Source organism: Curtobacterium sp. Curtsp22 (assembly GCF_059492135.1).
On record NZ_CP168519.1, the window covers coordinates 1,317,243 to 1,343,062 of the forward strand.

At 72.4% G+C, this 25,820-nt stretch carries 23 protein-coding genes, 1 tRNA gene and 1 riboswitch; of the genes, 12 read left to right on the forward strand and 12 right to left on the reverse strand.

All coding sequences use genetic code 11. The features are described from left to right. Positions 1–57 precede the first annotated feature (57 nt). From ACEN8D_RS06225 to ACEN8D_RS06235, 3 genes are read left to right on the forward strand one after another with little or no spacing between them, the layout of a single operon-like run. Positions 58–831 (forward strand): acylneuraminate cytidylyltransferase family protein, encoded by a 774-nt coding sequence (locus tag ACEN8D_RS06225; RefSeq protein WP_413399155.1) that lies wholly within the window; start codon positions 58–60, stop codon positions 829–831. Then, the gene (locus ACEN8D_RS06230; RefSeq protein ID WP_071295915.1) at positions 828–1,700 is read left to right on the forward strand and encodes an N-acetylneuraminate synthase family protein; all 873 of its coding nucleotides are present in this window, start codon (positions 828–830) and stop codon (positions 1,698–1,700) included. Before ACEN8D_RS06225 ends, ACEN8D_RS06230 begins: the two co-directional genes overlap by 4 nt. Beyond that, positions 1,697–3,208 carry a DUF6716 putative glycosyltransferase gene (locus tag ACEN8D_RS06235; RefSeq protein WP_413461656.1) on the forward strand — a complete coding sequence of 504 codons (1,512 nt, stop codon included), beginning with the start codon at positions 1,697–1,699 and terminating at the stop codon, positions 3,206–3,208. The genes ACEN8D_RS06230 and ACEN8D_RS06235 overlap by 4 nt, the downstream gene beginning before the upstream one ends. Here the strand turns inward: ACEN8D_RS06235 and ACEN8D_RS06240 are convergent. Together ACEN8D_RS06240 and ACEN8D_RS06245 are read right to left on the reverse strand one after the other, a co-directional pair. Next, the gene (locus ACEN8D_RS06240) at positions 3,152–3,412 is read right to left on the reverse strand and encodes a thioredoxin family protein (protein ID WP_413399153.1); all 261 of its coding nucleotides are present in this window, start codon (positions 3,410–3,412) and stop codon (positions 3,152–3,154) included. The genes ACEN8D_RS06235 and ACEN8D_RS06240 overlap by 57 nt on opposite strands. An 82-nt stretch (positions 3,413–3,494) precedes the next feature. Next, positions 3,495–3,785, reverse strand: a complete 291-nt coding sequence (locus ACEN8D_RS06245; RefSeq protein ID WP_070416615.1) for a hypothetical protein — start codon at positions 3,783–3,785, stop codon at positions 3,495–3,497. 61 nt (positions 3,786–3,846) lie between these two features. Between ACEN8D_RS06245 and ACEN8D_RS06250 the strand changes: the two genes are divergently transcribed. From ACEN8D_RS06250 to ACEN8D_RS06270, 5 genes are all read left to right on the forward strand, one after another. Further along, complete coding sequence (locus ACEN8D_RS06250) at positions 3,847–4,293, forward strand: MarR family winged helix-turn-helix transcriptional regulator (RefSeq protein ID WP_309778983.1); 447 nt, start codon at positions 3,847–3,849, stop codon at positions 4,291–4,293. Then, positions 4,290–5,531, forward strand: a complete 1,242-nt coding sequence (locus tag ACEN8D_RS06255) for an MFS transporter (protein WP_413399152.1) — start codon at positions 4,290–4,292, stop codon at positions 5,529–5,531. Before ACEN8D_RS06250 ends, ACEN8D_RS06255 begins: the two co-directional genes overlap by 4 nt. Before the next feature lie 771 nt (positions 5,532–6,302). Then, positions 6,303–6,929 (forward strand): oligoribonuclease, encoded by a 627-nt coding sequence (orn, locus tag ACEN8D_RS06260; protein WP_092384091.1) that lies wholly within the window; start codon positions 6,303–6,305, stop codon positions 6,927–6,929. 111 nt (positions 6,930–7,040) lie between these two features. Then, positions 7,041–7,116 (forward strand) — tRNA-His (locus tag ACEN8D_RS06265). Positions 7,117–7,211: 95 nt separating this feature from the next. Further along, positions 7,212–7,550 carry a metallopeptidase family protein gene (locus tag ACEN8D_RS06270; protein ID WP_413400274.1) on the forward strand — a complete coding sequence of 113 codons (339 nt, stop codon included), beginning with the start codon at positions 7,212–7,214 and terminating at the stop codon, positions 7,548–7,550. A 114-nt stretch (positions 7,551–7,664) separates the two neighbouring features. On the opposite strand, the gene ACEN8D_RS06275 is transcribed toward ACEN8D_RS06270, so the two are convergent. Both ACEN8D_RS06275 and ACEN8D_RS06280 read right to left on the reverse strand, forming a co-directional pair. Beyond that, positions 7,665–8,945, reverse strand: coding sequence for an acyl-CoA dehydrogenase family protein (locus ACEN8D_RS06275; RefSeq protein WP_413399706.1), 1,281 nt, complete (start codon positions 8,943–8,945; stop codon positions 7,665–7,667). Further along, entirely contained in the window at positions 8,942–10,369 is a 1,428-nt protein-coding gene (locus ACEN8D_RS06280) for an LLM class flavin-dependent oxidoreductase (RefSeq protein WP_413399705.1), read from the reverse strand. The genes ACEN8D_RS06275 and ACEN8D_RS06280 overlap by 4 nt, the downstream gene beginning before the upstream one ends. Before the next feature lie 101 nt (positions 10,370–10,470). On the opposite strand from ACEN8D_RS06280, the gene ACEN8D_RS06285 reads away from it, so the two are divergent. Further along, positions 10,471–11,877: an MFS transporter gene (locus ACEN8D_RS06285; protein ID WP_413461377.1), complete on the forward strand. Its 1,407-nt coding sequence runs from the start codon at positions 10,471–10,473 to the stop codon at positions 11,875–11,877. Here the strand turns inward: ACEN8D_RS06285 and ACEN8D_RS06290 are convergent. The 5 genes from ACEN8D_RS06290 to ACEN8D_RS06310 all read right to left on the reverse strand — a co-directional run bounded on the left by ACEN8D_RS06290 (position 11,825) and on the right by ACEN8D_RS06310 (position 16,125). Further along, positions 11,825–12,412 (reverse strand): AAA family ATPase, encoded by a 588-nt coding sequence (locus tag ACEN8D_RS06290; RefSeq protein ID WP_495601200.1) that lies wholly within the window; start codon positions 12,410–12,412, stop codon positions 11,825–11,827. The genes ACEN8D_RS06285 and ACEN8D_RS06290 overlap by 53 nt on opposite strands. A 13-nt stretch (positions 12,413–12,425) precedes the next feature. Then, the gene (locus tag ACEN8D_RS06295; protein ID WP_413400375.1) at positions 12,426–13,247 is read right to left on the reverse strand and encodes an energy-coupling factor transporter transmembrane component T family protein; all 822 of its coding nucleotides are present in this window, start codon (positions 13,245–13,247) and stop codon (positions 12,426–12,428) included. Continuing rightward, a complete protein-coding gene (locus tag ACEN8D_RS06300; RefSeq protein ID WP_495601201.1) occupies positions 13,244–14,956 on the reverse strand; it encodes an ABC transporter ATP-binding protein in 1,713 nt (570 codons plus the stop codon). Before ACEN8D_RS06300 ends, ACEN8D_RS06295 begins: the two co-directional genes overlap by 4 nt. Then, a complete protein-coding gene (locus ACEN8D_RS06305; protein ID WP_413399678.1) occupies positions 14,953–15,594 on the reverse strand; it encodes an ECF transporter S component in 642 nt (213 codons plus the stop codon). The genes ACEN8D_RS06300 and ACEN8D_RS06305 overlap by 4 nt, the downstream gene beginning before the upstream one ends. Further along, a riboswitch (TPP riboswitch) is annotated at positions 15,591–15,700 on the reverse strand. (Overlaps the previous gene by 4 nt.) Positions 15,701–15,801: 101 nt before the next feature. Then, positions 15,802–16,125: a hypothetical protein gene (locus ACEN8D_RS06310; protein ID WP_070416624.1), complete on the reverse strand. Its 324-nt coding sequence runs from the start codon at positions 16,123–16,125 to the stop codon at positions 15,802–15,804. A 129-nt stretch (positions 16,126–16,254) separates the two neighbouring features. On the opposite strand from ACEN8D_RS06310, the gene glgX reads away from it, so the two are divergent. From glgX to treZ, 3 genes are read left to right on the forward strand one after another with little or no spacing between them, the layout of a single operon-like run. After that, positions 16,255–18,492: a glycogen debranching protein GlgX gene (glgX, locus tag ACEN8D_RS06315; protein WP_070416625.1), complete on the forward strand. Its 2,238-nt coding sequence runs from the start codon at positions 16,255–16,257 to the stop codon at positions 18,490–18,492. Continuing rightward, positions 18,489–20,951, forward strand: coding sequence for a malto-oligosyltrehalose synthase (gene treY, locus ACEN8D_RS06320; protein ID WP_413399005.1), 2,463 nt, complete (start codon positions 18,489–18,491; stop codon positions 20,949–20,951). Before glgX ends, treY begins: the two co-directional genes overlap by 4 nt. Next, complete coding sequence (gene treZ / locus ACEN8D_RS06325; RefSeq protein ID WP_413399006.1) at positions 20,948–22,702, forward strand: malto-oligosyltrehalose trehalohydrolase; 1,755 nt, start codon at positions 20,948–20,950, stop codon at positions 22,700–22,702. Before treY ends, treZ begins: the two co-directional genes overlap by 4 nt. Positions 22,703–23,027: 325 nt before the next feature. On the opposite strand, the gene ACEN8D_RS06330 is transcribed toward treZ, so the two are convergent. The 3 genes from ACEN8D_RS06330 to ACEN8D_RS06340 form a co-directional block, all read right to left on the reverse strand. Next, positions 23,028–23,822 (reverse strand): polyprenol monophosphomannose synthase, encoded by a 795-nt coding sequence (locus ACEN8D_RS06330; RefSeq protein WP_071295927.1) that lies wholly within the window; start codon positions 23,820–23,822, stop codon positions 23,028–23,030. 45 nt (positions 23,823–23,867) lie between these two features. Then, positions 23,868–24,563 carry a class F sortase gene (locus tag ACEN8D_RS06335; RefSeq protein ID WP_071302936.1) on the reverse strand — a complete coding sequence of 232 codons (696 nt, stop codon included), beginning with the start codon at positions 24,561–24,563 and terminating at the stop codon, positions 23,868–23,870. Between the two features lie 83 nt (positions 24,564–24,646). Then, positions 24,647–25,798, reverse strand: a complete 1,152-nt coding sequence (locus tag ACEN8D_RS06340) for a family 8 glycosyl hydrolase (protein ID WP_071302937.1) — start codon at positions 25,796–25,798, stop codon at positions 24,647–24,649. Between the last annotated feature and the right edge of the window lie 22 nt (positions 25,799–25,820).

Genomic DNA, 25,820 nt, shown 5'->3' on the forward strand with positions numbered 1-25,820 from the left:
GCGCGCGTCTGCCTGGTGTTCGCCTCCGCGACACCGCGGCTTCGTAGCGTCCCGAGCATGCGCCCCACCGGTTCCGTCGTCGCGGTCGTCCCGGCCCGTGCGGGGTCGAAGGGCATCCCGGGCAAGAACCTCCGCCCCGTCGCCGGGCGCTCCCTGGTCCGTCGCGCGGTCGAGTCCGCCCGAGCAGCGACGACGATCGACACCGTCGTGGTCTCGACGGACGGCGACGCCATCTCGGCCGAGGCCGTGTCCGCCGGCGCCCGGGTCGTCCGGCGTCCGGCAGCGCTCGCCGGGGACGAGGCCTCGTCGGAGTCCGCGCTGCTGCACGTCCTCGACACGCTCGCGGCCGCGGGCGAGGAGCCCGAAGTCGTCGTGTTCCTGCAGGCGACCTCGCCGTTCATCGACCCGACCGACCTCGACGCCGCCGTCACCCGGGTCCGCGACGGCCACGCCGACTCGGTGTTCGCCGCGGCGCCCTCGCACGCGTTCCTCTGGCGGATCGGCGACGACGGCTCCGCCCGTGCCGTGAACCACGACCAGGCCGTCCGCCCCCGGCGGCAGGACCGCGAGCCGGAGTTCCGCGAGACGGGCGCGTTCTACGCCTTCCGGGCCGCCGCCTTCCGCGAGCACCGCCACCGGTTCCACGGCCGCGTCGAACTCGTCGTCGTCGACGGTGCCGGAGCGATCGACGTCGACGACCCGGCCGACCTCGCGCTCGCGTCCGCCCTCGCACCACGGCTCGACCCTCCCGCGCACCGGTCCGACGAGCACACACCAGACCACCGTCCGGCCACCGAGCCGCACGTCCCCGCACCGAACGGAGCACCATGACCGTCACCATCGGCACGTCCACGATCGGCGCGGGCCACCCCGCGTACCTCATCGGCGAGATCGGCCTGAACCACAACGGCGACGTCGACATCGCCAAGCGACTCATCGACGTCGCGGCCGACGCCGGGCTGCAGGCCGTGAAGTTCCAGAAGCGGACGCCGGAGATCTCCACGCCGGAGCACATGAAGCAGACGCCGCGGAGCACGCCGTGGGGCGAGATGACCTACCTCGAGTACCGGTACCGCGTCGAGTTCGACCGCGACCAGTACATCGAGATCGGCGACCACGCGACGCTCCGCGGGCTCGACTGGTTCGCCTCGCCGTGGGACGAGCCGTCGGTCGCCTTCCTCGAGGACCTCAACGTGGTGGCGTACAAGATCGCCTCGGCGTCGGTGACGGACCTCGGGCTCCTGGCCGAGGTCGCCGCGACCGGCAAGCCCGTGATCCTCTCGACGGGGATGTCGACGCTCGAGCAGATCGACCGTGCCGTGGAGGCCCTCGGCACCGAGCGACTCGTGCTCATGCACGCCACGTCGACGTACCCGCTCCCCGCCGAGGAGGCGAACCTGCGGATGATCGACACCCTCGCGAACCGCTACGCGGGCGTCCCGGTCGGGTACTCCGGCCACGAGCCCGGGCTGCAGATCTCCATCGCCGCCGTGGCGCTCGGCGCGACGGCCGTCGAGCGTCACATCACGCTCGACCGCACGATGTGGGGCTCCGACCACGCTGCGTCGCTCGAACCGCACGGGCTGCAGACGCTCGCGCGCGACGTCCGGATCATCGAGACCGCGCTCGGCGACGGCGTGAAGCGGGTCATGCCCGGCGAGCGGGCACCGCTCGCGAAGCTGCGCCGCGTCGGAGCGTGACGGGCGGCGACCTGGACGCGGCCGGCGGCGGGGGCGAGCCGAGTGAAGGACGGGAGGCGCGCCTCCCGTCCGACGCCCTGCCACGCGTCCGACGCGTGGTCGGTCTGGTCGACACCGACTCGTTCGCGAAGTGGGGCGCCCACCTGCTCGCCACGGCACCCGCGCACTGGGACCTCGAACTGCTCACGGTGGCGACGCCGCGATCCGCGAGCCGCGCGCAGCTGCGGTCGGCGTTCCGGGGGCTCGACGACCGGCTGGCGCACCTGGCCGCGGCGCCGCCGGAAGCGCTCGAGGTCGACGCCATCGTCGAACAACTCCGGCAGGACCCGCCGGACGCCGTGCTGGTGTCCCTGATCGGACCGGTGGCGGAGCTCGTCATCGAGGAGGTCCACCGTCGTGTGCCGCGGCGACCCGTCCTCGTGACGGGGCTGCCCGGGATCTCCTACCCGGCGAAGTGGAAGGGCGTGTTCTTCCGGGCGCGCGCCGACCTGTTCGTGCTGCACAGCCGCCGCGAGGTCCGCGCCTACGAGGAGCTCGCGACCGAGGGCGGCGTCGAGCCGCACTTCGCGCTCGCGACCCTGCCGTTCGCGCGGCCGTCCGGAGCCGCTGCGAGCCGTGACGGCGCTGCGATCATCCGCGACTCCGTCGTCTTCGCCGCACAGCCGAGCGTCCCCGCGGAACGTGCCGAGCGGGAGCGCGTCGTCGGGTGGCTCGCCGAGACCGCCCGTCGGCACCCGGAGTGGCGCGTGGTGATCAAGGTCCGTGCCGCCGCCGGGGAGCACCAGACGCACCGCGAACAAGACCCGTACCCGGACCTCGTGCCGACGGACGCGCCGACGAACCTCGTGGTCGAGAGCGGGCCGATGTCCGCGCACCTCGACCGGGCGGTCGCCCTCGTCACGATCAGCTCGACGGCCGTGCTCGAAGCGGCGGCCAGGGGCATCCCCGCGCTCACCCTGACCGATTTCGGCATCGGGCGACACCTCATCAACGAGGTGTTCGTGGGCAGCGGGCTCGAGGGCGACGCCGTCGACCTGGTGGACGGCCGGTTCGGGACGGTCCGGGACGAGTGGATGCACGACAACCACTTCCACCCGGAGTCCAAGGACGACTGGGCCGAACGAACCGAACGGCTCATGGAGTCCCGCGACGCCGGGGTCCTACGCGACCGACCGGCGGTACGCCGGAGTCGCGGTGGCGTGCTCCGTCGGGCCTGGGAGCGGAAGAACGCCCTCGGGCCGGACGATCGGAGTGTCCTCGGGGCCGTCGCGCTGGTGATCGGGGCGCCGGTGCGGGCGCTGAAGCGGGTTATCCGGCGGGTACGGCGGGTGGTGCGACCGGCGGAGGTGCCGGTGTTGCTCGCGCCGACGAGTCAGCGTGCTGCGTCCGGGTCGGGTAGGGCCGCGTCCGGAGGGGCCGCATCCGGAGGGGCCGCGTCCGGTGGCGGCCCGTCAGACCGCCTTGGCGATCGCGAGGAGCAGTTGGTCCCGGGTCGGGACGCCGGGTGACCGGAAGACCTCGGCACCGTCGTCCCGCCGCACGATGATCGTGGGGGTCGACCGGATGCCGAGGTCCTCCGCCTGGTCGGGGTGGTTCGCCACGTCGCGCTCGGTCACGTGCAACCCGGGGACGAGCTCGGACGCCTCGACCGACACCCGGCGGGCGGCGGCGCACGGGGCGCAGAACGAGGACGTCCAGAGGTCGAGCTGCATGTGGTCCTGCAACGCGGGCGCGGCCGGATCTACTCCCGGTGCGTGTGGTGCGGTGCGGGGTGGCGCGGTGCGCCGCTGTTGCTTACTCGCGGTCGAACTCGCCGCTGCGGTCCCCGCGGTCCGCGAGGTCGTCCACCGGGTCGGACTCCCCCGGCACGTACTCGAACTCGGCCGAGGTCTGGTCGAGCACCTGGCGGGACTTCGTCAGTCGGTAGGTGAACGCGGTCTGGAGTCCCTCGACGTCGGCGAACACCGTGACCTCGTCGTCCAGCGCGTCGCTCGTGGCCGTGCGGGTGTCGGTCGTGCCGTCGAAGGGTCCGCCGTGGAAGATCGCGGTGTACTCGTCGCCTTCGTGGATGGTGATGTCGCTCATGCATTCCTTTTACCAGGGACCGCCTGTTGACACATTCATAGCCTCGCTATATAGTTTTGCTATGGAATCACCGCGTGAACAGACGATCGAGACGCTCCTCGTCTCCGTCAACCGCCTGATCCGCACCGCAGCACAGGCGACGGGGAACACCACGTCCTCCGCTGTCTGGCGCACGCTCGGCATCCTCGAGACCGACCAGCCGCTCCGCCTCGGCGAGCTCGCTGCCGCCTCCCGCGTCGCGCAGCCCACGATGACCCGACTCGTCGCGGGCATGCTCGCCGACGGGCTCGTCTCCCGCAGCGTCGACCCCGACGACTCGCGCGGGCAGCTCATCGAGCTCACCGACGCCGGCCGTGAACGCCTGACGTCCTGGCGGGTCACCCTCACCCGGACGGTCGGCCCGCTCTTCGCCGACCTGTCCGACGACGAGTGGGACACCCTGCACGACGCCGTCGAGGTCATCGCCGCCCGAACCTCCACCGCCACCAGAACGGAGACCCACGCGTGAACGCCCACGCACCCGCCGCACAGTCCGGCAGCATCCTCAAGCAGTCATCGGCGGTCTGGGCGATCGCCTTCGCCTGCGTCGTCGCCTTCATGGGCATCGGCCTCGTCGACCCGATCCTCCCCGCGATCGCCTCGTCCCTCAAGGCCACCGCGGCGCAGACCGAGCTCCTCTTCACGAGCTACCTCGCCGTCACCGGTGTCGCGATGTTCTTCACCAGCTGGGTGTCCAGCCGCATCGGCGCGAAGAACACCCTGCTCATCGGCCTCGCCCTCATCGTGCTCTTCTCGGTGCTCGCCGCGACGTCGAACAGCGTGTGGACGATCATCGACTTCCGCGCGGGCTGGGGTCTCGGCAACGCACTCTTCATCTCCACCGCACTCGCGACGATCGTCGGGGCAGCCTCCGGTGGCACCGCGTCCGCGATCATCCTGTACGAGGCGGCGCTCGGCCTCGGCATCGCCGTCGGCCCGCTCGTCGGCGGCCTGCTCGGCTCCGTCAGCTGGCGCGGCCCGTTCTTCGGCGTCACGACGCTCATGGCCATCGCGTTCATCGCCATCGTCACGCTCCTCAAGACGAAGAACCTCGAGAAGCCCTCGCCGACCAAGCTCTCCGCACCGTTCCGTGCGCTCGGTCGCCCGGCACTCGCCGCCCTCGCCGTCACCGCGCTCTTCTACAACATCGGTTTCTTCGTCCTGCTCGCCTACACGCCCTTCCCGCTCGGCTTCGGCGCACTCGGCATCGGCTTCACCTTCTTCGGCTGGGGCGTCGGCCTCGCGATCACCTCGGTGTGGGTCGCCCCGATGCTCACCGCACGGCTCCGCCGCACCACCGTGCTGAAGATCGCGCTCCCGCTGCTCGCGCTCGACCTGTTCGCCGCCGCCGTGGTCGTGCAGTCGCAGGTGGGCCTGATCATCTGCGTCATCATCGGCGGCCTCGTGCTCGGTGTCCTCAACACCGTCCTCACCGAGTGCGTCATGGAGGCCACCGACCTCCCCCGCTCCGTCGCCTCGAGCGCGTACTCCGCGGTGCGCTTCATCGGCGGTGCGATCGCCCCGCCCGTGGCCACCCTGCTCGCCGACCAGTTCGCCCCGTCTGCCGCGTACGTGTTCGCCGGGCTGTCCGTCGCCGTCGCGTTCGTCGTCGTGGTGTGCACCACGCGCGTGCTGCGCCGGGTCGACGACGGCGCCGAGCCCGAGCCCGTCGAGGCCGAGGCCATCACCGCCGGCGAGATGGCGTAGCCAGGCGGCTGCGGGCGTCGCCCGCGGCCGGCCGCGCTCCGCGCTCCGCGAGCGGGCGAAGTACGTCCTGCTCACCCGCCGCACCCAGCACCTTCCGCCCGCTCGCGCGCTCACCCGCGCGCGCGGCCGTTCTCCGTCCCGGTTGCACTCCGCACCCCGCGCATTCCGCCCGCTCGCGGATTCCGGGGTGACCGCCTGGAGGCGCGGGTCGACCCCCGAGACCGGCGCCGCGCCTCCAGGCACTCGCGCCCACCCCGCGAGCGGACGAAATCGGGCTCGGTCGCGCCCCGCAGCCGTCACATACCGCTTGCTCGCCGCGCCGCACCCGCGAGCGGGCGAAATCGGGCTCGCTCGCGCCCCACAGCCGTCACCTACCGCCCGCTCGCCGCGCCGCACCCGCGAGCGGGCGAATGCTGCGCGGCCCACGCCCCGCACCCCGCGCATTCCGCCCGCGCGCGCAGATGGCACGGGCGCCGCCTGGAGGCGCGGGTCGGCCCCCGAGACCGGCGCCGCCTGTCCGGACGCTTGCCCACACCCCGCGCCGCGAGCGGGCGAAGAACGTCCGGACCGCGGCCCGCAGCCCGCACATACCGCCCGCTCGCGCTCCCCCCCGCACCACGAGCGGGCGGAAAACGTCCCAGCCGCGGCCCGCAGCGCGCGCATACCGCCCGCTCGCGGACACCGCCCCGCCGCGAAGCCCGCGGCACACGGACCCCCAGCGCAGAGCGGGCGGAAAGCGACCCCGCCCCGCCGCGGAATAGGATCGACACCATGGCAACTGCGAACGACCGCCTCGTCTGGATCGACTGCGAGATGACGGGCCTCGACCTCGAGGTCGACGAACTCGTCGAGGTGGCCGTGGTCGTCACCGACTTCGACCTCGTCCCCGTGCACCCCGGCTTCGACATCGTGATCAAGCCCGATCAGTCGGCGCTCGACAACATGAACGAGTTCGTCACGAACATGCACACCACCTCGGGGCTGCTCGAGGAGATCCCGAACGGTGTGAGCCTCGCGGACGCCGAGTACCAGGTGCTCGAGTACATCCTCGAGCACGTCCCCGCCGAGGGCTCTGCTCCCCTCGCGGGCAACACCATCGGCACCGACCGGTCGTTCCTGTCGAAGTACATGCCCCGCGTCGACGGACACCTGCACTACCGCAGCGTCGATGTGTCGAGCATCAAGGAGCTCTGCCGCCGCTGGTTCCCGCGCGTGTACTTCAACGCGCCGGAGAAGCACGGTGGTCACCGTGCCCTCGCGGACATCCTCGAGTCCATCCGCGAGCTCGAGTACTACCGCCGTGCGGGCTTCGTGGCCGAGCCCGGCCCCACCTCGGACGACGTCAAGGCCGTCGCGAGCGAGGTCGTCGCCAAGTGGGAGCCGCGGCTCGCGCAGTAGGACACACCGCCTGCGGCGCGTCCAGGAGGCGCGGCTCGCCCCTCGTGTTCCGACCCGCCTCCGGCATGTACTACTATTGAGTGGTCGCGCCGGTCGCCCGGTGTGCACATGGTGGATATAGCTCAGTTGGTAGAGCGCCTGGTTGTGGTCTAGGAGGTCGCGGGTTCGAGACCCGTTATTCACCCCAGTGCTGATGCAGATCAGCGGAAGGCCCCGGTCCCTCGGACCGGGGCCTTCGTCGTTCGATCAGGTTGTCCTGCAACGATCGGCGACGTGATAGAGATGTCCGCCGACGCGTTCGAACAGCTCGTGACCGACGAACTCGACCTGCTGCCGGACGAGATGGTCGACGGCCTCGACAACGTGGTGTTCGTCGTCGAGGACGAACCGGAGAACGGCGAAGAGCTCTTCGGCGTGTACGACGGCATCGCGGCGACCGAGCGCGGGCAGTACGGCTTCGGCGAGCTCCCGGACCGCATCGTGCTGTTCCGGAAGCAGCACCTCGCCGAGTGCGACACGCTCGAGGAGCTCAAGGACGAGGTCCACACCACGCTCGTGCACGAGATCGGGCACTTCTACGGCATCGACGACGAGCGCCTCCACGAGCTCGGCTGGGCGTAGCCGCCGCCCACGCCGCCCGAGTCTCGGCTGGGCGGACACTTTCGTGGCGGTGCGGGCGCGAAACTGTCCGCCGGGCCGAGTCTCGCCACCCGCCCGCCCGCCCGCCCCAGCACCTCAGAACCGCGTCGGCCCCACCTCGTGGTACTTCTCCCACGCGTCCACCGGCCCCCGCCCGTGCAACGCGTACTCCCCCACGAGCCGCTCCTTGTAGACCGCCGGGTTGTGCGACGCCACGACCCGGGCGTTCCGCCAGTGCCGGTCCAACGCCCGCGTGCGATCGGCCGCCGACGCCCCGCCGACCTCGAACAGCTCCGACGCCGCCCGGAGCACCCGCGGTCCGACCTCGATCTGCGCCTGGTAGACCGCGTTCTCGGCGGCGTCCAGCAGGGCACGGTCGACGCCGGCCCCGGGCTCGTTCGTGCCCACCACCCCGTCGAGCAGCCCCGCCGCGGCGACGACGAGCGACCGGGCCGTGAACGCCCCGGCCGACAACCGACCGAGCACGGCCAGGACCTGCGGGTCGTCTCCGGGCCGCGCGGCGTTCGCGTGGATGTACGTCCGGGTCCGCGGTCGCACGAACGCGACGGCGTCGTCGGACACCGCCTGCCCGATCCCGGCGAGGACCGCCAGCAGGTACAGCTGGTAGAAGGCCTGGATGTGCGAGAGCGGGGCGTCCTTGTACGCCGAGACCACGGAGGGGTCCACCGACACCCCGTCGAACACCGTGGTGCCGGACGCGGTCAACCGCTGCCCGAACCCGTCCCAGTCGTCGACCGAGGTCACGCCGACCGCATCGGTCGGGACCGCGAACGTGACCCGGTCGCCGTCCCGGTCCGCCGCGAGGTAGATCCAGTCCGAGTAGAGCGTCCCGGTCGAGTAGAACTTCCGGCCGTCGAGACGGACGGAACCGTCCTCGGCGACGCGCACCGTGGTGGAGATGTCGGCGAGCGTCGTCCCGGTCCGCTCCGACGTCGCGTTCCCGATGATCGCCCCGTCGACGATCCGCTGCAGCCACTCGTCCCGCCCGGTCGACGACGGCCGGAGGAGCACGAGTTCGGTGTACCCGAAGTGCCCGCGCCACAGGTGCGCGATGTTCGAGTCGGCAGCGGCGAGGTCGGCGACGAGGTGCACGAGTTCGACGAGCGTCACGCCGAACCCGCCACGGTCCTCCGGCACGCGGAGCCGTCCGAACCCCGCGTCGGCGAGCGCACGGACCTCGTCGTGCGGCAGCGGCCGGTCCCCCGGCGTCCCGGACGCCAGCTCGCGATCGACGGCCCCCTCGCGGATGCGGTCGAACAGCGGCTGGAACCGAGCGCGCAGCTCCGTCAGGCGGCTGGTCCCGGTGCCGCCCTGGAGGGACGGCTCGCCCCCGGTGGTCGTCGTCGCGTCGGTCATGCGGTCACCTCCACGGCGTCGCGCGCGGCGTCCGCGCCGGTTCCGGCAGCTCCGCCCGTGAACGCTCCACGCCACCGCCGTGCGGGGTGGCTGTCGGGCAGCTGCGGGTGGCCGAAGAGCTTCTCGCGCAACGTCCCGTCGCGGTACTCGGACTGCATCAGTCCGCGCTCCTGCAGGGTCGGGGCGATGTGGTCCACGAACTCCTCGTAGGAGCCGGGCAGCGTCCAGTTGATGACGTTCACCCCGTCGACCCCGGCGCGCTGCCAGTCGGCGAGTTCGTCGGCGATCTGCTCGGGCGTCCCGACCACGCGGGCACGGAGCTTCGCGGAGAGTCGGGCGAGGTCGGCGATCGTCGGCTCGCGGTCGCCGGCGGCCTCCCGGAGCCACTGCAGGTGGGACTGGCCGGCGTGCGTGCGGACCTCCGACAGCGGCGTCTCGGGGTCGAGCGCCTCGCCGGTGTCGGGATCGAACCCGAGGTTCGAGTGCACGAGGAAGCCGTCGGCCGCGAGGTACTCGTCGATCTCCGCTTCCTTCGCCTTCGCCTCGGCCTCGGTGGCCCCGGTGACGAACGTCAGCCCGAGGAAGAAGGCGATGTCGTCCCGCTGCCGCCCCGCTGCCGAAGCGAGGTCACGGGTCTCGCGGATGAGCTGCTCGGTTGCGTCGCGGTTCGACGTCAGGATGAACTGGGCCTCGGCGTTCCGCGCGGCGAAGGCACGGCCGGCCGGCGAGGACCCCGCCTGGAAGAGCACGGGCGTCCGCTGCGGCGACGGTGCCGACAGGTGCGGGCCCTGCACGTCGTAGCGCTTCCCGTGGTGGTCGATGTGGTGCACCTTGTCGGGGTCGGCGTAGCCGCGCACCGGGTCCTTGAGCACGGCGCCGTCCTCCCACGACCCCTCCCAGAGCTTCGCGCAGACCTCGAGGTACTCCTCGGCCCACACGTAGCGCTCGTCGTGCTCCTCGAGCCGGTCGGCGCCGAAGTTCCGCGCGGCGCTGTCGAGGGCGCTCGTGACGACGTTCCAGCCGATCCGGCCCCGGGTGATGTGGTCGAGAGTGGAGACCTTGCGGGCGAAGTCGAACGGGTGCGACTGGATGACGCTCGACGTGAACGCGAGCCCGAGGTGCTCCGTCGACACGGCGAGCGCCGAGAGCAGGACGGACGGGTCGTTCGAGGGGATCTGCAGCCCCTCGCGCAGGTTCGTCGAGTAGTCGCCGCGTCCGGGGCCGTACGTCCCGACGACGTCCGCGAAGAACATCGCGTCGAACTTCCCGCGCTCGAGGGTCTTCGCGAGGTCGGTCCACAGCGTGACGTCGTCGAAGTCGGCCTGGCGGGCGTCCGGGTGCCGCCAGAGGCCGTGCTGGATGTGCGACGTCGTGTTCATGACGAAGGCCGCGAAGCGCAGCGGGCGGTTCGGTGCATCGCTCATGCGGTCCATGTTCCCCGCCGTGGTGTCGCGGGAGGGCGTGACGTGACCTCGCGTTACGCGGGGTGTTCCCCGAGGTGCGCGACGCGACCATGCTCCTGAGGGTGCCGAACTCGACCACCGCAGCCGCGCCTCCAGTCCGTTCCACCGCACCGTCGACCACCGCGACACGCCGTCGCGTCGCCCTGGCGTCCTTCGTCGGGACGACCGTGGAGTACTACGACTTCTACCTGTACGCGACCGCGTCCGCGCTCGTGTTCGCGCCCACGTTCTTCCCCTCCGTGACCCCCGCGGTCGGCGTCATCGCGTCGTTCGCGACCTACGGTGTCGGGTTCGTCGCCCGCCCGCTCGGCGGGATCATCGCCGGCCACCTCGGCGACCGGATCGGGCGGAAGAAGCTGCTCGTCGCGTCGCTCGTGCTGATGGGGATCGCGTCGACGCTGATCGGGGTGATCCCCTCGGCCGCGACGATCGGCGTCGGTGCCGTCGTCGCGCTCGTGGTCCTGCGGCTGCTGCAGGGTGTCGCGGCCGGCGCCGAGTGGGGTGGGTCGGCGCTGCTGTCCGTCGAGCACGCACCCGAGCGGCACCGCGGACTGTTCGGGGCGTTCACGCAGATGGGCTCCGCGGGCGGGATGCTCCTCGCGACCGGTGTCTTCACGCTCGTCCGGGGGCTGCTCGGCACCGAGGCGTTCCTGGCGTGGGGCTGGCGGCTGCCGTTCCTGTTCTCGGCGGTGATCGTGGCCGTCGGGCTCGTCATCCGGCTCGGCGTGCAGGACGCGCCGGTCTTCCAGGAGCTGCGCGCCTCCGGGGACATCGAGCGGTTCCCGGTGTGGCAGGCGATCCGGCGGCACCCGCGGGCGATCCTCGTCACCGCGGGGCTGCGGCTCGTGCAGCCGGCGCTGTACTCGATCCTGACGACGTACTCACTGACGTACCTCGGGTCGGTGCGGGGCCCTTCCGGCGCTTCGGCCGGGCTCCAGGCCGTGCTCGTCATCTCCGCGGTGTCGCTCGTGTCGACGCCGTTCTGGGGCTGGCTGTCCGACCGGGTCGGCCGACGGGTGCTGACGATCTGGTCGGCGGTGGGGATCGCGGTGCTCATCTGGCCGTTCTTCGCGTTCCTCGACGCGGGGCCGCTCGTGTTGATGCCGCTCGTGGCGCTGATCGGGATGTGCGTGTTCCACGACAGCATCTACGGGCCCCAGGCGGCGTGGTTCGCGGAGCAGTTCCCGACCGGTCGGCGCTACTCGGGGATGTCGCTCGGGTACCAGATCGGGTCGATCTTCTCGGTGGGGCTCACGCCGTTGCTCGCGGCCGTGTTCGTCGAGCTCGGTGGGGGCTCGCCGTGGATCCTGTGCGGGTACCTCGGGGTGTACGCGGTGCTCTCGATCGTCGCCGCAGTGTTCGCGGTGGACCCGGTGGCGGCGGCCCGGCGGGGGCAGCGCCCGCACGCGGAGCGCCCTACGTCCGCAGCACCACGTCCGCCAGCTCCGCCGGCCGCTCGGCAGCGATGAACGCCGCCTCCTGCGCCGCCCACCGGTCCCACTCCCGCGCGAAGGACTCGCCGTCACGCCCGATCGCCCGCTCCCACCGGGTGTCGTCGTCGGCCTCGAGCCACACCCGCAACGACGCGAGCGGCGCCGAGCTCCGGGACAGCGCACCGCACCCCTCGACCACGATCGGCCGCCCGGGGTCGACGGCGGCCCACTCCGCCGGGCCCGAGGTCGCCCAGTCCCACCGTCGGTAGCCGGAGCGTTCCCCGAGGACGTCGGTCACCACGGCCTCCGCGGCGGCCCGCAACCCGTCCCATCCCGGGTAGACGTCGTCGAGGTGGACGACCTGCGCGCCGAGCCGCTCCGCCAGGGAGTCGCCGAGCGTCGTCTTGCCCGTGCCCGACCTGCCGTCGACGAGCACGACGAGGCGCGTGCCGGAGGCGGTCGCGACCCCGGCGGCCGCGGCGGCGAGTCCCTCGACGAGCGAGTCCCCGGGGCCCGGAAGCCGGCCGACGGGCCGCCCCGACGCACCACTCGCGCCGCGCGCGCCACCCACGTCACGTTCCACCTCAGGCACGCCACGTCCCCGCACCCACGGCCACCGCGATCGACACGACACCGATCCCGACGAGCACGCCGACCATCGCCCACTCCGGCCCCGCGAACCGCACACTCCGCGCCCACGTCCGCCGCCCGGGAGCGCCGAACCCCCGCGACTCCATCGCCACCGCCAACGTCGTCGCCCGCCGCAGCGCCAGCACGAGCAGCGCGAACGCCATCGACGCGCCGCGCCGCAGCCGTCCGGTGTCCGCGACGCCGCGGGCCCGGCGAGCCATGCCGAGCTGTCGCCAGTCGTCCCCGAGGAGCGTCATCATCCGAATCGCCGCGAGCGCCCCGAGCACGAACCGTGCCGGCAGCCGCAGGAGCTGCGCGAGCCCGTCCGCGAGGTCGGTCGGGTCCACCCGCACGAACAACGCCACCGCCGGCAGCCCGATCGCCAGGACACGGAGCGCCGTCGCGAGCGCGAGTGCGAGCGACCCGTCGGTGACGTGCGCGAACCCGAGGTCGAACCAGGACCGACCGGACGGCCGCCCGTACAACGCGATGCTCAGCGCGGTCAGCGGCACCGCGACCAGGACCGGCGAGGTCCGCAGCAGCAGGGTGCGGGGCGGGATCCGCAGGAGCGGCAGGAGCAGGAGTTCGAGACCGAGCGCGACCGCCGCGGACACGACGTCGAGGCTGAGCACCAGGCACACGCCGAGCGCGAGGACGCCCAGCAGCGAGGCCACCGGCTGGACGCCGCGGACGCCGCGTGCACGCGTGGTGCCGTCGGGTGGTCCAGGAGGCGCGGCTCGTCCGGGCAGACCGGCCGCGGCCTGGTGCGCGGTCACGGTTGCACCTCCGTGGCCGGGTCGCGCAGGTCGGCGACCGGCCCGAGGGTGCTCGCCCCCGTCGCCCCTGTCGCCCCCGTCGCCCCTGTCGCCCCCGTCGCCCCTGTCGCCCCGAGCACGATCTCGTCCGCGTCGAGCGCGCGGACGAGGTCACGGTCATGCGTCACGGCGACGATCGCGGTGCCGGAGTCGGCGAGTTCGCCGAGCCGGTCCACCACGGCCTGCCAGGTCGCCCGGTCCTGACCGGAGGTCGGCTCGTCGAGCACGACGACGGGCGGCCGGGAGGCGATGACCGTCCCGATCGCCAACCGCCGCTGCTCGCCGCCGGACAGCGTGAAGGGGTTGGCGTCGGCGAGGTGCGCGAGGCCGAACGCGTCGAGGAGCTCGTCGACCCGGGCATCGACGTCCGCCGCTCCGAGGGCCCGGGGGCCGACGGCCAGCTCCTCACGCACGGTGCGGGCGACGAACTGGTGCTCGGGGTCCTGGAAGACCGTGCCGATCCGACCGGCCAGCTGCCTGCTCGTCCACGCGGCGGGGGCGTCACCGATGCCGTCGGCGAGTGCCGTGCCCGCGCGGAGGGACCCCGCTGCGGGGCGCAGGAGCCCTGCGAGCGTGAGGCCGAGCGTCGACTTGCCGATGCCGTTCGGCCCCGTGACCGCGAGGACCCGTCCGGCTCGGACGTCGAGGTCGATCCCGCTCCCGACCGGCTGCCGCCTGCCCCGGGCGGTCCCGAGCCCCCGCGCCGCGAGCAGCACCGGGTCCCGATCGCCGAGCGGGCGGATTCCGTCCGGTCCCCCGCGGACCGTGCCGTGCATTTCGCCCGCTCGCGGTCCCGCGGCGCCGAGCGGGCGGATTCCGTCCGGTCCCCCGTGGTCGGCCCCGTGCATCCCGCCCGCTAGCGGCGACGTGCGGGTACCCCGGCGCGCCGAACCCCGCTCGGGCTCGGAGCCGGGCACCCACACGCCCGCCGCGGTCAACGCCGGACCGTACTCGGCGAGCACGTCCGCAGGCGCACCGTCCGCGACGACACCCCCGGCCGGCTCCAGCAGCACGAGTCGGTCGACCAGGTCCAGCCAGGTCCCGATGCGGTGCTCGACGACGAGCAGCGAGCACCCGGTCTCGTCGAGCAGCGCCCGCACGGCGTCGTGCACCTGCACCACGCCGGAGGGGTCGAGGTTCGCGCAGGGCTCGTCGAGCACGAGGACACCCGGGCGCATGGCGAGCACGCCCGCGAGCGCCAACCGCTGCCGCTGCCCGCCGGAGAGCATCGTGGTGGACCGGTCGAGCGGCAGGTCGAGCCCGACGACGTCGAGGGCCGACCGGACGCGCTGCCAGATCTCGTCCCGCGGGACGCCGGCGTTCTCGCAGCCGAACGCCACGTCGTCGCCGACGCGGGACATCACCGTGTGCGCCTCGGGGTCCTGCATGACGAGGCCGACGCGCCCGCGGACCGCGCGCGGTTCGGCACCGTCGACGAGGACCGACCCCTGGACGGAGGCCGCGGTGTCGTCGGTGGCGTCCGGCTCGTCCGGGAGCACGCCCGCGACCGCCCGCAGCAGCGTCGACTTGCCGGCGCCCGAGGGACCGACGATCGCGACCCGCTCCCCCGGCTCGACGGTCAGGTCGACGCCCCGGACAGCCCAGGCGTCACGTTCCGCGTACCGCCAGCCCCAGTCGGAGAAGGTGATCCGCGCGGCTGCCACGGTCACGCGACGGTGCGAGGACCGCGTCTGGAGTGCTCACGGCCCGCCGCGAACGACGACAGGACGCCGGTCGCGGCGAGCGCTCGGACGAGGAACCACGAGCCGACGCCCGCGATCAACGCACCGGAGACGATCGCCGAGACGACGTAGACGACCTTGAACGCCAGGTCGAGTCCGGGGTACCACAGCACCGTGTCGTTCAGCCCGAGCGCCAGCCCGGCCGCGGCACCGGCGAGCACGATCACCGGCAGGCGGTAGACGCGGTACAGGAAGAGTGCGAGCACCAGCTCGGCACCAAGGCCCTGCACGAGGCCGGCCTCGAGCGTCAGCCAGCCCCACTGCGTGCCGAGGAGCGCCTCGACCGAGGCAGCCACCATCTCGGCGTAGAGGGCCGCTCCGGGCTTCCGGACGATGATCGCGACGACGGGCCCGGCGAGCAGCCACACCCCGCCGAAGAGCGCCTGCGTGCCGGGGAGCACGAGCGCGGCGACGGCGCTGATCGGCTCGTAGCCGAACTCCCAGAGCTTGAAGACGACACCGATCGCGACGGCGAGCACGCTCGCGACGACGATGTCGACGACCCGCCAGCGCAGCGAGCGCCTGACGGGGGTGGACGGAACAGCAGTGTGCGTGCTCGTGGACATGGCCCTGGACTCCTCCCTGCGCCGGCATGATCCGGATCAGGTTCGACGGTCGGAGCGCCACTCGCTCCCTCTCAGCCCGGCGATCCCGGACTCCCGTGTGTGTCCCGCCATTGTAGACGTGGTCGCGACCCGGTGACGGATCGCGACCACGGGACGTCCTGGAGGCTCGAGGCGGGCCCGCACCGCGCCTCCAGGTCCGTCAGTGGGTCACTTCTTCAGGACGCGGACCAGCTTGCGCAGCACGGTGCCGGTCACCCAGATGACCGGGACGCTCACCGCGAGGAGGGAGATCAGGTTCGGCTCGAACTCGAGGTCCTTGCCGGGGCGTCGGACGTAGGCGCCGATCGGGATGGAGACGGCACCGCCGCCTCCGCCACCGTTGTCGTCGCCGTCCCCGCCCCCACCGAAGCCGAACCAGCCGAGGGACACCGGGATGAGGGTCTGGTCGCCGACCTCGACCGGCTCCCCGTAGTTCGTGGACACGCCGACGGGGCGTACCTTCTCTGCGATCTGCGTGACGATGTTGGCCATGCGCGCGACGCTACTCGCCCGTTCCTCCACAGGCCGAGCTGCCCGCGCATCCGTCCACGGCCGGAGCTTGTCTGCGGACGCGGTCGGCTCCCGCCGATATGTTGGCGGGACCCACACCTGGAGGACCGTTTGCACACCTGGCCCGGCAACCCGTACCCGCTCGGGGCGACCTACGACGGGAGCGGCACGAACTTCGCCCTCTTCAGCGAGGTCGCCGAACGCGTGGAACTCTGTCTCTTCGACGACGACGGGAACGAACAGTGCATCGACCTCGTCGAGGTCGATGCGTACGTCTGGCACGCCTACCTTCCGAACGTCGGCCCCGGCCAGCAGTACGGCTTCCGGGTGCACGGCGAGTACGCCCCCGAGAAGGGGCTCCGCGCCAACGCGAACAAGCTGCTCCTCGACCCGTACGCCAAGGCGACCAGCGGGGACATCGACTGGGACCAGGCGCTCTTCTCGTACACGTTCGGCGACCCGGACTCGACCGACGACCAGGACTCGGCGCCCCACATGATGAAGGGCGTCGTCATCAACCCGTTCTTCGACTGGCAGGGCGACCGGGCTCCTCGGATCCCCTACGGCGAGACGGTGATCTACGAGGCGCACGTCAAGGGCCTCACCGAGACGCACCCCGACGTGCCCGAGGAACAGCGCGGGACGTACGCGGGTGTCGCGCACCCGGCCGTGATCGCGCACCTGCAGCGACTCGGCGTCACCACGCTCGAACTCATGCCCGTGCACCAGTTCGTCAACGACTCGACCCTGCAGGACAAGGGGCTGTCGAACTACTGGGGCTACAACACGATCGGGTTCTTCGCGCCGCACTCGCACTACTCGTCCTCGGGCGACCACGGACAGCAGGTGCAGGAGTTCAAGGCGATGGTCCGCGAACTGCACCGTGCCGGCATCGAGGTCGTCCTCGACGTGGTGTACAACCACACGGCCGAGGGCAACCACCTCGGACCGACGCTGTCCTTCCGCGGGATCGACAACGCCGCCTACTACCGCCTCGTCGAGGACGACAAGCGGTACTACATGGACACCACGGGCACGGGGAACTCGCTCAACGTCGGGCACCCGCACTCGCTGCAGCTCATCATGGACTCGCTGCGGTACTGGGTCACCGAGATGCACGTCGACGGCTTCCGCTTCGACCTCGCGGCCGCCCTGGCGCGTGAGTTCTACGAGGTGGACCGGCTGGCGGCGTTCTTCGAACTGGTCCAACAGGACCCGATCGTGTCCCAGGTGAAGCTCATCGCCGAGCCGTGGGACGTCGGCCCCGGTGGCTACCAGGTCGGCAACTTCCCGCCGCAGTGGTCCGAGTGGAACGGCAAGTACCGCGACACCGTCCGCGACTTCTGGCGGGGAGAGCCCTCCACCCTCGGTGAGTTCGCATCGCGGATCTCCGGCTCGGCCGACCTCTACGAGCACGACGGCCGCACGCCCAAGGCGAGCATCAACTTCATCACGGCGCACGACGGCTTCACGCTGTACGACCTCGTCGCCTACAACGAGAAGCACAACGAGGCCAACGGCGAGGACAACAACGACGGCGAGAGCCACAACCGGTCGTGGAACTCCGGTGCCGAGGGCCCGACCGACGACGAGTCGATCAACGCCCTGCGGCTGCAGCGCCGACGGAACTTCCTCGCGACGCTGCTGCTCAGCCAGGGTGTCCCGATGATCGCCCACGGTGACGAGCTCGGGCGCACGCAGTCCGGCAACAACAACGTGTACGCCCAGGACTCCGCGCTGAGCTGGATCGACTGGGACGCTGCCGACGACGACCTCATCCAGTTCACGGCCGACGTCGTGAAGCTCCGGCACGACCACCCGACGTTCCGCCGCACGCGGTACTTCAACGGGCGTCCGGTCCGCCGCGGGCAGGACGAGCCGCTGCCGGACGTCGTGTGGCTCACGCCCTCCGGCGACGCCATGGAACCCGAGGACTGGGACTCCGGCTTCGGCAAGAGCGTCGGCATGTACCTGAACGGCAACGGGATCCGCGGGCGCGACTCCCGCGGCGAGCGTGTCACCGACGTCGCCTTCATCACGTACTTCAACGCGCACGACGACACCGTGACGTTCACGCTGCCCCCCGAGGAGTACTCGCCGGGCTGGACGGTGCGGATCGACACCGCGGAACCGGGTGCGCGTGACGAGGTCCTCGACGCCGGCACGCCGCTCGACGTCCCGGCGCGCTCGATGATCGTGCTGCGGGCCGAGCCCGACCACGAGGTCACGGTGACCCCGGTCGACACCGACTCGTCACGACCGGCCACGGCGGCACCGCAGGACGCCGTCACACCGGTGAACCCCGCCGGCGCCACGGCTCCCTCTGCCACGAGCGGCGGCCAGCAGTGACCGCCCGGCGCGTCCCGACCTCGACGTACCGGCTGCAGGTCACGCCGGACTTCGACCTGTCGGCCGCACGCGACGTCGTCGACTACGTACGCGACCTCGGCGCGGACTGGCTCTACCTCTCCCCGGTGCTGCAGGCCGAGCCCGGGTCCCAGCACGGCTACGACGTCGTCGACCACGGCCACGTCGACACCGAGCGCGGCGGTGACGAGGCGCTCCGTGCGCTCGCCGACGCCGCCCACGCCGTCGGCCTCGGTGTCCTGGTGGACGTCGTGCCGAACCACGTCGGTGTGGCCACGCCCGAGGTGAACCCGTGGTGGTGGTCCCTGCTCGAGCACGGCCAGGGGTCCCCCGTCGCCTGGGCCTTCGACGTCGACTGGGACGCCGGGGACGGCAAGCTCCGCGTCCCGGTGCTCGACGACCGGCTGCTCGACGCGGTCGACCTTCGTGACGGCCGGCTGTACCTGGGCGACACGGCCTACCCGACCGCCCCGGGCACGGTGCACGACGGCGACTCGGTGGCCGACGTCCACGCCCGGCAGCACTACGAGTTCGTGCACTGGAAGCGGGCCGACCACGAGCTGAACTACCGGCGGTTCTTCGCGGTGAACACGCTCGCGGCGATCCGGGTCGAGGAACCCGAGGTCTTCGCGGCCTCCCACGGCACGATCGGCGCGTGGTTCCGCGACGGCCTCGTCGACGGACTCCGCATCGACCACCCCGACGGGCTGTACGACCCCGCCGGCTACCTGCAGGACCTCGCGGCGCTCACCGACGGCGCGTACACGCTCGTCGAGAAGATCCTCGAGCCGGGCGAGGAACTCCCCGCGAGCTGGCCGGTCGACGGCACCACCGGCTACGACGCCCTCGGGGTGCTCGACCGGGTGTTCGTCGACCCCGCCGGCGAGGACTCGCTGACCGCGGCGTCCGGGGCCGAGCCGACCGACTGGCAGCAGCTGACGCACGACACCCGTCGCGGCATCGCGGACGGCATCCTCGGCAGCGAGGTCGAGCGGCTCGCGCGGCTGCTCGGACCCGGCACCGGCAGTGCTGCGTCCGCACCGCTCCCCCACGAGCGGATCGTCGACGCGGTCGCCGAGATCGTCGCCTCGTTCGACGTCTACCGGACGTACCTGCCCGAGGGCGCGCACCACCTCATCGACGCCCTCGAACGTGCGGCCTCGGCGCGGCCGGACCTCGACGACGTCATCGACCGGATCGCCCCGGCGCTGGTCGACCCCGCGGACGCCGCGGCGATCCGCCTCCAGCAGACGAGCGGCATGGTGATGGCGAAGGGTGTCGAGGACACCGCGTTCTACCGGACCTCCCGCCTGACGTCCCTGAGCGAGGTCGGCGGCGACCCGAGCGTGTTCTCGGTGTCGGTCCGTGCCTTCCACCAGGCGCAGCGCGACCGGCTCGGCAGCTGGCCGCACACGATGACGACCCTCACGACGCACGACACCAAGCGCAGTGAGGACACCCGCGCGCGCATCGCCGTGCTCGCCGAGCTCGGGCACGAGTGGGCGTCGACGCTCGAACGCCTGCAGTCCCTCGCCCCGCTCGAGGACGCCGTCCTGGCCGACCTGCTCTGGCAGGCGATCGTCGGCGCGCGTCCGGCCAGCCGGGAACGCCTGCACGCCTACGCCGAGAAGGCCTCCCGCGAAGCCGGCGACAGCACCACGTGGACGGCTCCGGACGAGGACTTCGAACGCCGTATGCACGCGCTCGTCGACGCCGCGTTCGACGACCCGGCCGTGGTCGCCGTGCTCGATGCGCTCGACGAACGGATCGACGCCGCCGGGTGGTCGAACGGGCTCGGACAGAAGCTCGTGCAGCTCACCGCGCCCGGAGTGCCGGACGTCTACCAGGGCACCGAGTTCTGGGACCGCTCGCTCGTCGACCCGGACAACCGTCGGCCGGTGGACTACACCGAGCGTCGGCACGTCCTGGCCGAACTCGACGGCCCGGACGACGACGGCCCGGAACAGCTCCCCGCCGTCGGGCTCGACGGTGCGGCGAAGCTCCTGGTGACGAGTCGTGCGCTCCGTGTGCGGCGCGACCACCCGGAGCTCTTCACGCGGTACCTCGCGCTCGAGGCGACCGGCAGCGCGGCGGACCACGTGATCGCGTTCGACCGTGGGGGCGCGGTCACGATCGCGACGCGACTGCCGATCGGGCTCGACCGGGTCGGCGGATGGGGCGACACCCTCGTGCACGCCGTGCCCCAGGACCGCGTCGACCTGCTCACCGGCCGCAGCGTGCCGGCCGGCCGGGGCATCGCCCTCGCCGAACTGCTCACCGACTACCCCGTCGCACTGCTCGTGCCGGCGCACGTGGCCGAGGCGACGGACCACGGCACGGAGACCCACGCCGACAGCGGGGCGACCGCCGACAGCGGCTCCGGCTCTGCCGGTGAGTCCGACGCGCAGGCCGAGATCGACATCCTGGAGGGTCACGCATGACCGCACCCGACCGCTACGCCGTCTGGGCGCCGACACCGGAGCGCGTGCGCCTCGTGGTCGACGGCACCGAGTACCCGCTGACCCGCGGCACCGACGACTGGTGGACGACCGACGCGATCGTCCCCGTCGTCGGAGCCCGCTACGGCTTCCGCATCGGCGACGACGACGCGGTGCGGCCCGATCCGCGCAGCCGCTTCCAGCCCGAGGGGGTGCACGGCCCGTCCGAGGTCGTCGACCCCGCACGGTTCTCGTGGACGGACGACGCGTGGACCGGGCGTCCGGCACGCGGCGGCGTGATCTACGAGATGCACGTCGGCACCTACACGCCCGAGGGCACGCTCGACGCGGCGGCCGCGAAGCTCGAGCACCTCGTCGAGCTCGGCGTGGAGTTCGTCGAGCTCCTGCCCGTCAACGCGGTGAACGGCGAGTGGAACTGGGGCTACGACGGCGTCGGCTGGTTCGCGGTGCACGCTCCCTACGGCGGCCCGGACGCGTACGACCGATTCGTCGACCGTGCGCACGCACTCGGCCTCGGGGTGATCCAGGACGTCGTGTACAACCACCTCGGGCCGAGCGGCAACTACCTGCCGCTGTACGGGCCGTACCTGCTGCAGGGGCTCGGCAACACCTGGGGCGACTCGGTGAACGTCGAGCACCCCGAGGTCCGTCGGTACGTGCTCGACAACGTCCGGATGTGGTTCCGCGATCACCACGTCGACGGGCTTCGGCTCGACGCCGTGCACGCCCTGCGGGACACCACCCGCCCGCACGTGCTGCAGGCGATGGCCTCCGAGACGGACGCGTACTCCGCCTTCGTCGGGCGGCCGCTCTCGCTCATCGCGGAGTCCGACCTCAACGACCCGATCATGTTCCGCCCGCAGGAGGCCTCGGGCTACGGTCTCGCCGGGCAGTGGTCGGACGACTTCCACCACGCGGTCCACGTCGCGCTGACGGGTGAGACGAACGGTTACTACGCCGACTTCGCACCGCTCTCCGCGCTGGCGAAGGTCCTCGAGCACGGGTTCTTCCACGACGGCACGTGGTCGTCGTTCCGGGGGAAGCGGCACGGGAGACCGATCGACCGCGGGACCTCGCCGACGACAGCCCTCGTCGTCGCGAACCAGAACCACGACCAGATCGGCAACCGTGCCGCGGGCGACCGTCTCGCGGCGACCGTGAGTGACGAGGGTCTCGTGATCGCGGCGGCCCTGACGCTGCTCGGCCCGTTCACGCCGATGCTCTTCATGGGCGAGGAGTTCGCCGCCTCGACCCCGTGGCAGTTCTTCACGTCGCACCCCGAGCCGGAGCTCGGCAAGGCCACGGCCGAGGGTCGCATCAAGGAGTTCGCCGAGCACGGCTGGGACGAGTCGGCCGTGCCGGACCCGCAGGACCCCACGACGTTCACGAACTCGAAGCTCGACTGGTCGGACGTCGATTCCGAGCGGGGTGCGGCGATCCTCCGGGCCTACCGCGTGCTCGTCGCCCTGCGGCGGACCGACCAGGCCTTCGTCGACCAGCGGTACGAGGCGAACGCCGTGCGCTGCAGCGAGGACCGGCGCTGGCTCGTGCTCACGCGCGGGTTGCTCGGCCCGGACGCCCGGCCGGTGCACGTCGTGGTGAACTTCCTCGACGACGCAGCCGAGGTGCCCGTCCCCGGCGCCACCGGCGAGGAGCTCTACCGCTTCGGCGAGGCCGACGTCGCGACGGACTGCGTCCGCTTCACCGGGCATGGAGTCGTCGTCCTGCGCTGACCAGCGCGAAGCTGGTCAGCCCGGAGCCGACCAGCGCGAACCGAACGGCCCGTGGCGACCCCGCCGCGGGCCGTTCGTCTGCCCGCCCGCACTCCTCGCCGGGCCTGCCTCGCCCCTCGACGGGCGCCTCCGCGAAAGCGACAGACACCCGCCGTCGTCGTCCGGGAACCTGTCGCTGTGCCGCCACGGACGGCGGACGGATCCGCACGGAGTCGCTTTCGCGCCACGCGGACGCCCCGCGACCACGGACGCGCCGCGACCACGGACGGACCGGAGGCGCGGTGCCAGCCGGCACCGCTCCTCCAGGAAGCCCGTCAGCAGCCCGTCATGCCGCGTGGTCGGCGACCGCGTGCGCGTTCGCCCGCACCGACGGGAGTCGGCGGTGGTCCTTGACGAGGGACCGGGCCTCACGGATGCGCCGGTCGATGCCCCACTTCGTGACGAGCGTGAGGCTCTCCCGGACGATGTTGCCGCTCATCTTCGAGACACCGAACTCCCGCTCGGTGAACGTGATCGGGGTCTCCACGACGCGCAGACCGGCCTCGAGCGCGCGCCAGCAGAGGTCGACCTGGAAGCAGTAGCCCTTCGAGGCGACGCCGGCGAGGTCGATGCGCTCGAACGCCCGCGAGGTGAACACCCGGAACCCGCCGGTCGCGTCACGCACCGCGATGCCGAGGGCGAGGCGCGTGTAGAGGTTGCCGCCGCGGGAGAGGAGCTCGCGGTACCAGGGCCAGTTCTCCACGGCGCCGCCCTTGATCCAGCGCGACCCGAGGACGAGGTCGTTCGTGTCGGCGAGCTCGATCATCCAGGGCAGGTACTCGGGGTGGTGGGAGCCGTCCGCGTCCATCTCGACGAGCTTGTCGTACCCGTGCTCGAGGCCCCAGGCGAACCCGGCGAGGTACGCACCGCCGAGGCCGTCCTTCACGGTGCGGTGCATCACGTGCACCCGGTCGGTCTCACGCGCGATCTGGTCGGCGATGTCGCCGGTGCCGTCCGGGGAGTTGTCGTCCACGACGAGCACGTGCACGTCGGCGTCGGTGGCCGCCAGGGTGCGCTCGACGATGGGGCGGACGTTCTCCGCCTCGTCGTAGGTCGGGATGATGACCAGTGTCGTGCTCATGGTGCTCCTTGCGCTTGACATCGAAGATATCGGCCGGTCGCTGCGTCAGTCCGACGAGAGGTCTGCGAACACGATCAGATTGTCCGTGTAATGACCTGTGGCCGTGTCGAACGTGCCGTCACACGTGATGAGGCGCAGCTGGGGTGTGGGGGCGGTGCCGTAGACGTCGCTCGTGGGGAACGCCGACTTCGCCGCCCGTTCGGACCGGTCCACCGTGAAGGTGCGGGTGGAGCCGTCGGACATGGCGACGTGGACCTCGTCACCGGGGACCAGTTCGTCGAGCCGGAAGAAGACGGCTGCGGCGGTGGGGCTGTCGACGTGCCCGGCGATGACGGCGGGGCCGACCTCACCCGGGACGATGCCGTCGCTGAACCACCCGGCGCTGTCCCAGTCCTTCGGCGGGTCGAGCTCGCCGGCGGCGCCGCGGTGGAGGTCCTCGAGCGACGAGGACACCCCGATGGCGGGGATGGTCACGCGGACCGGGGTGGCGTCGGACCGGGCGGCGGGGGCTGCCGGGTCCTGGAAGCCGTCGGTCGCGCTGCCGGCCGCGGGTGCCGCAGTGCCCGACGATCCGGCGGTCGGCGAGGCCGACCCGGCCACCGTCGGTCCTCCGGTCCCGTTGGTGGCCGCGACCGCGACGCCGGTGACCCCGCCCACCACGAGCACCCCGGCCACGACGGCCCCGACGAGCACGCCGCGCCGCCGCGGTCCGCCACCGCCGAGTCTCGGCTCGCCGGACACACCGCAGCCTCCGGCAGCGCGAACTCGTCCGCCCCGCCGAGTCTCGGGCGCGTCCCCGCGCGCACCGGCCCGCCGCCGCCCGCTCACGAGGCACCCCCTGCACGGGTCGCGCACCCGCCGAGCACGTCGGACGTGAGCATCGTCGCGCCGAGCGCCGCCCACGCGTCCCCGTAGTACGTCGGCGTCGTCGCAGCCGTCCGGTCCGCACGGCGCAGGTCCGTCGCCGCCGCTGCCGACTGCCCGGAGGCCTGCTCCGCCGCAGCCCGCGCCACGTACGCCAGCGCGTTCGTGTCCCCCGTCACGGCCGTCCCGCCGAGGTCGAGCTGTGCCGCCAACTGCGTCTGCCGCCGGAGCGTCGGCGCGATCGACCCGGCCAGGGACCGGTCCTGCGCGGCGCAGGCCTCGGCGTACCGGAGCGGCAGCCGCATGGCGTCGTACCCGTACAGCACCCGGTCGTCCCCGCCCGTCGCAGGCATCGGGTCGACCGTGCCGTCGGCGTGCACCTGGGACCAGTCACTCGGCAGGTCGGACCCGGCGAGCACGGCCCGCGTGACCGCTCGCGACCCGGAGCCGAGCGCCTCCCACCGGTCGTCGCCGGTCGCCTTCGCCAGCACGTCGTACGCCGCCGGCGACGCGTACGAGGCGTCGTACCGGTACGGCTCGGAGTCGGCCCACGGCCCGGGCAGCAGGATCGTGCCGAGCTCGGTCGTGGCGGTCTCGTGCTCGAGGATCGCGGACGCCATGGTCTTCCCCGCCGTGGTGTACCGGGACTCGTCCCACGAGGACCCGGCGAGCACGAGTGCCCTGGCGGCGTCGAGGTCGGCGTCGCTCGCGGACTGCCCGTCGGCGATGCCGTCGTCGGGCGTCCACCGCCACGCGAGCAGGTGGTCGTCGGTGAGCAGGTGCCGCTTCGTCCACGTCCAGATCTCGCCGAAGCGATCACGGTCGCCGTTCGCGTAGGCGATCAGGAGCCCGTAGGCCTGCCCCTCGCTGACGGTGTCGCCGCCCTGGTCGGTGCGGACGACGCGGCCGTCCTGCACGTACCGGTCGAGGAAGTCCGTCCGCAGCTGCTCCGGCGAGCGCGCTGCGTCCGGCGCCGCCGAGGACGTCGGGGTCGACGCACCTCCGGCCTCCGGCTGCGGGGCGCCCCACGGGCGCACCGCGACGAGCGCGATGCCGAGCGCGACGAGCACCGCGGCTGCGGCGGTCACGGGGATCCAGGTCCTGCGGGTCATGCGGCCTGCCTTCCTGACTGGG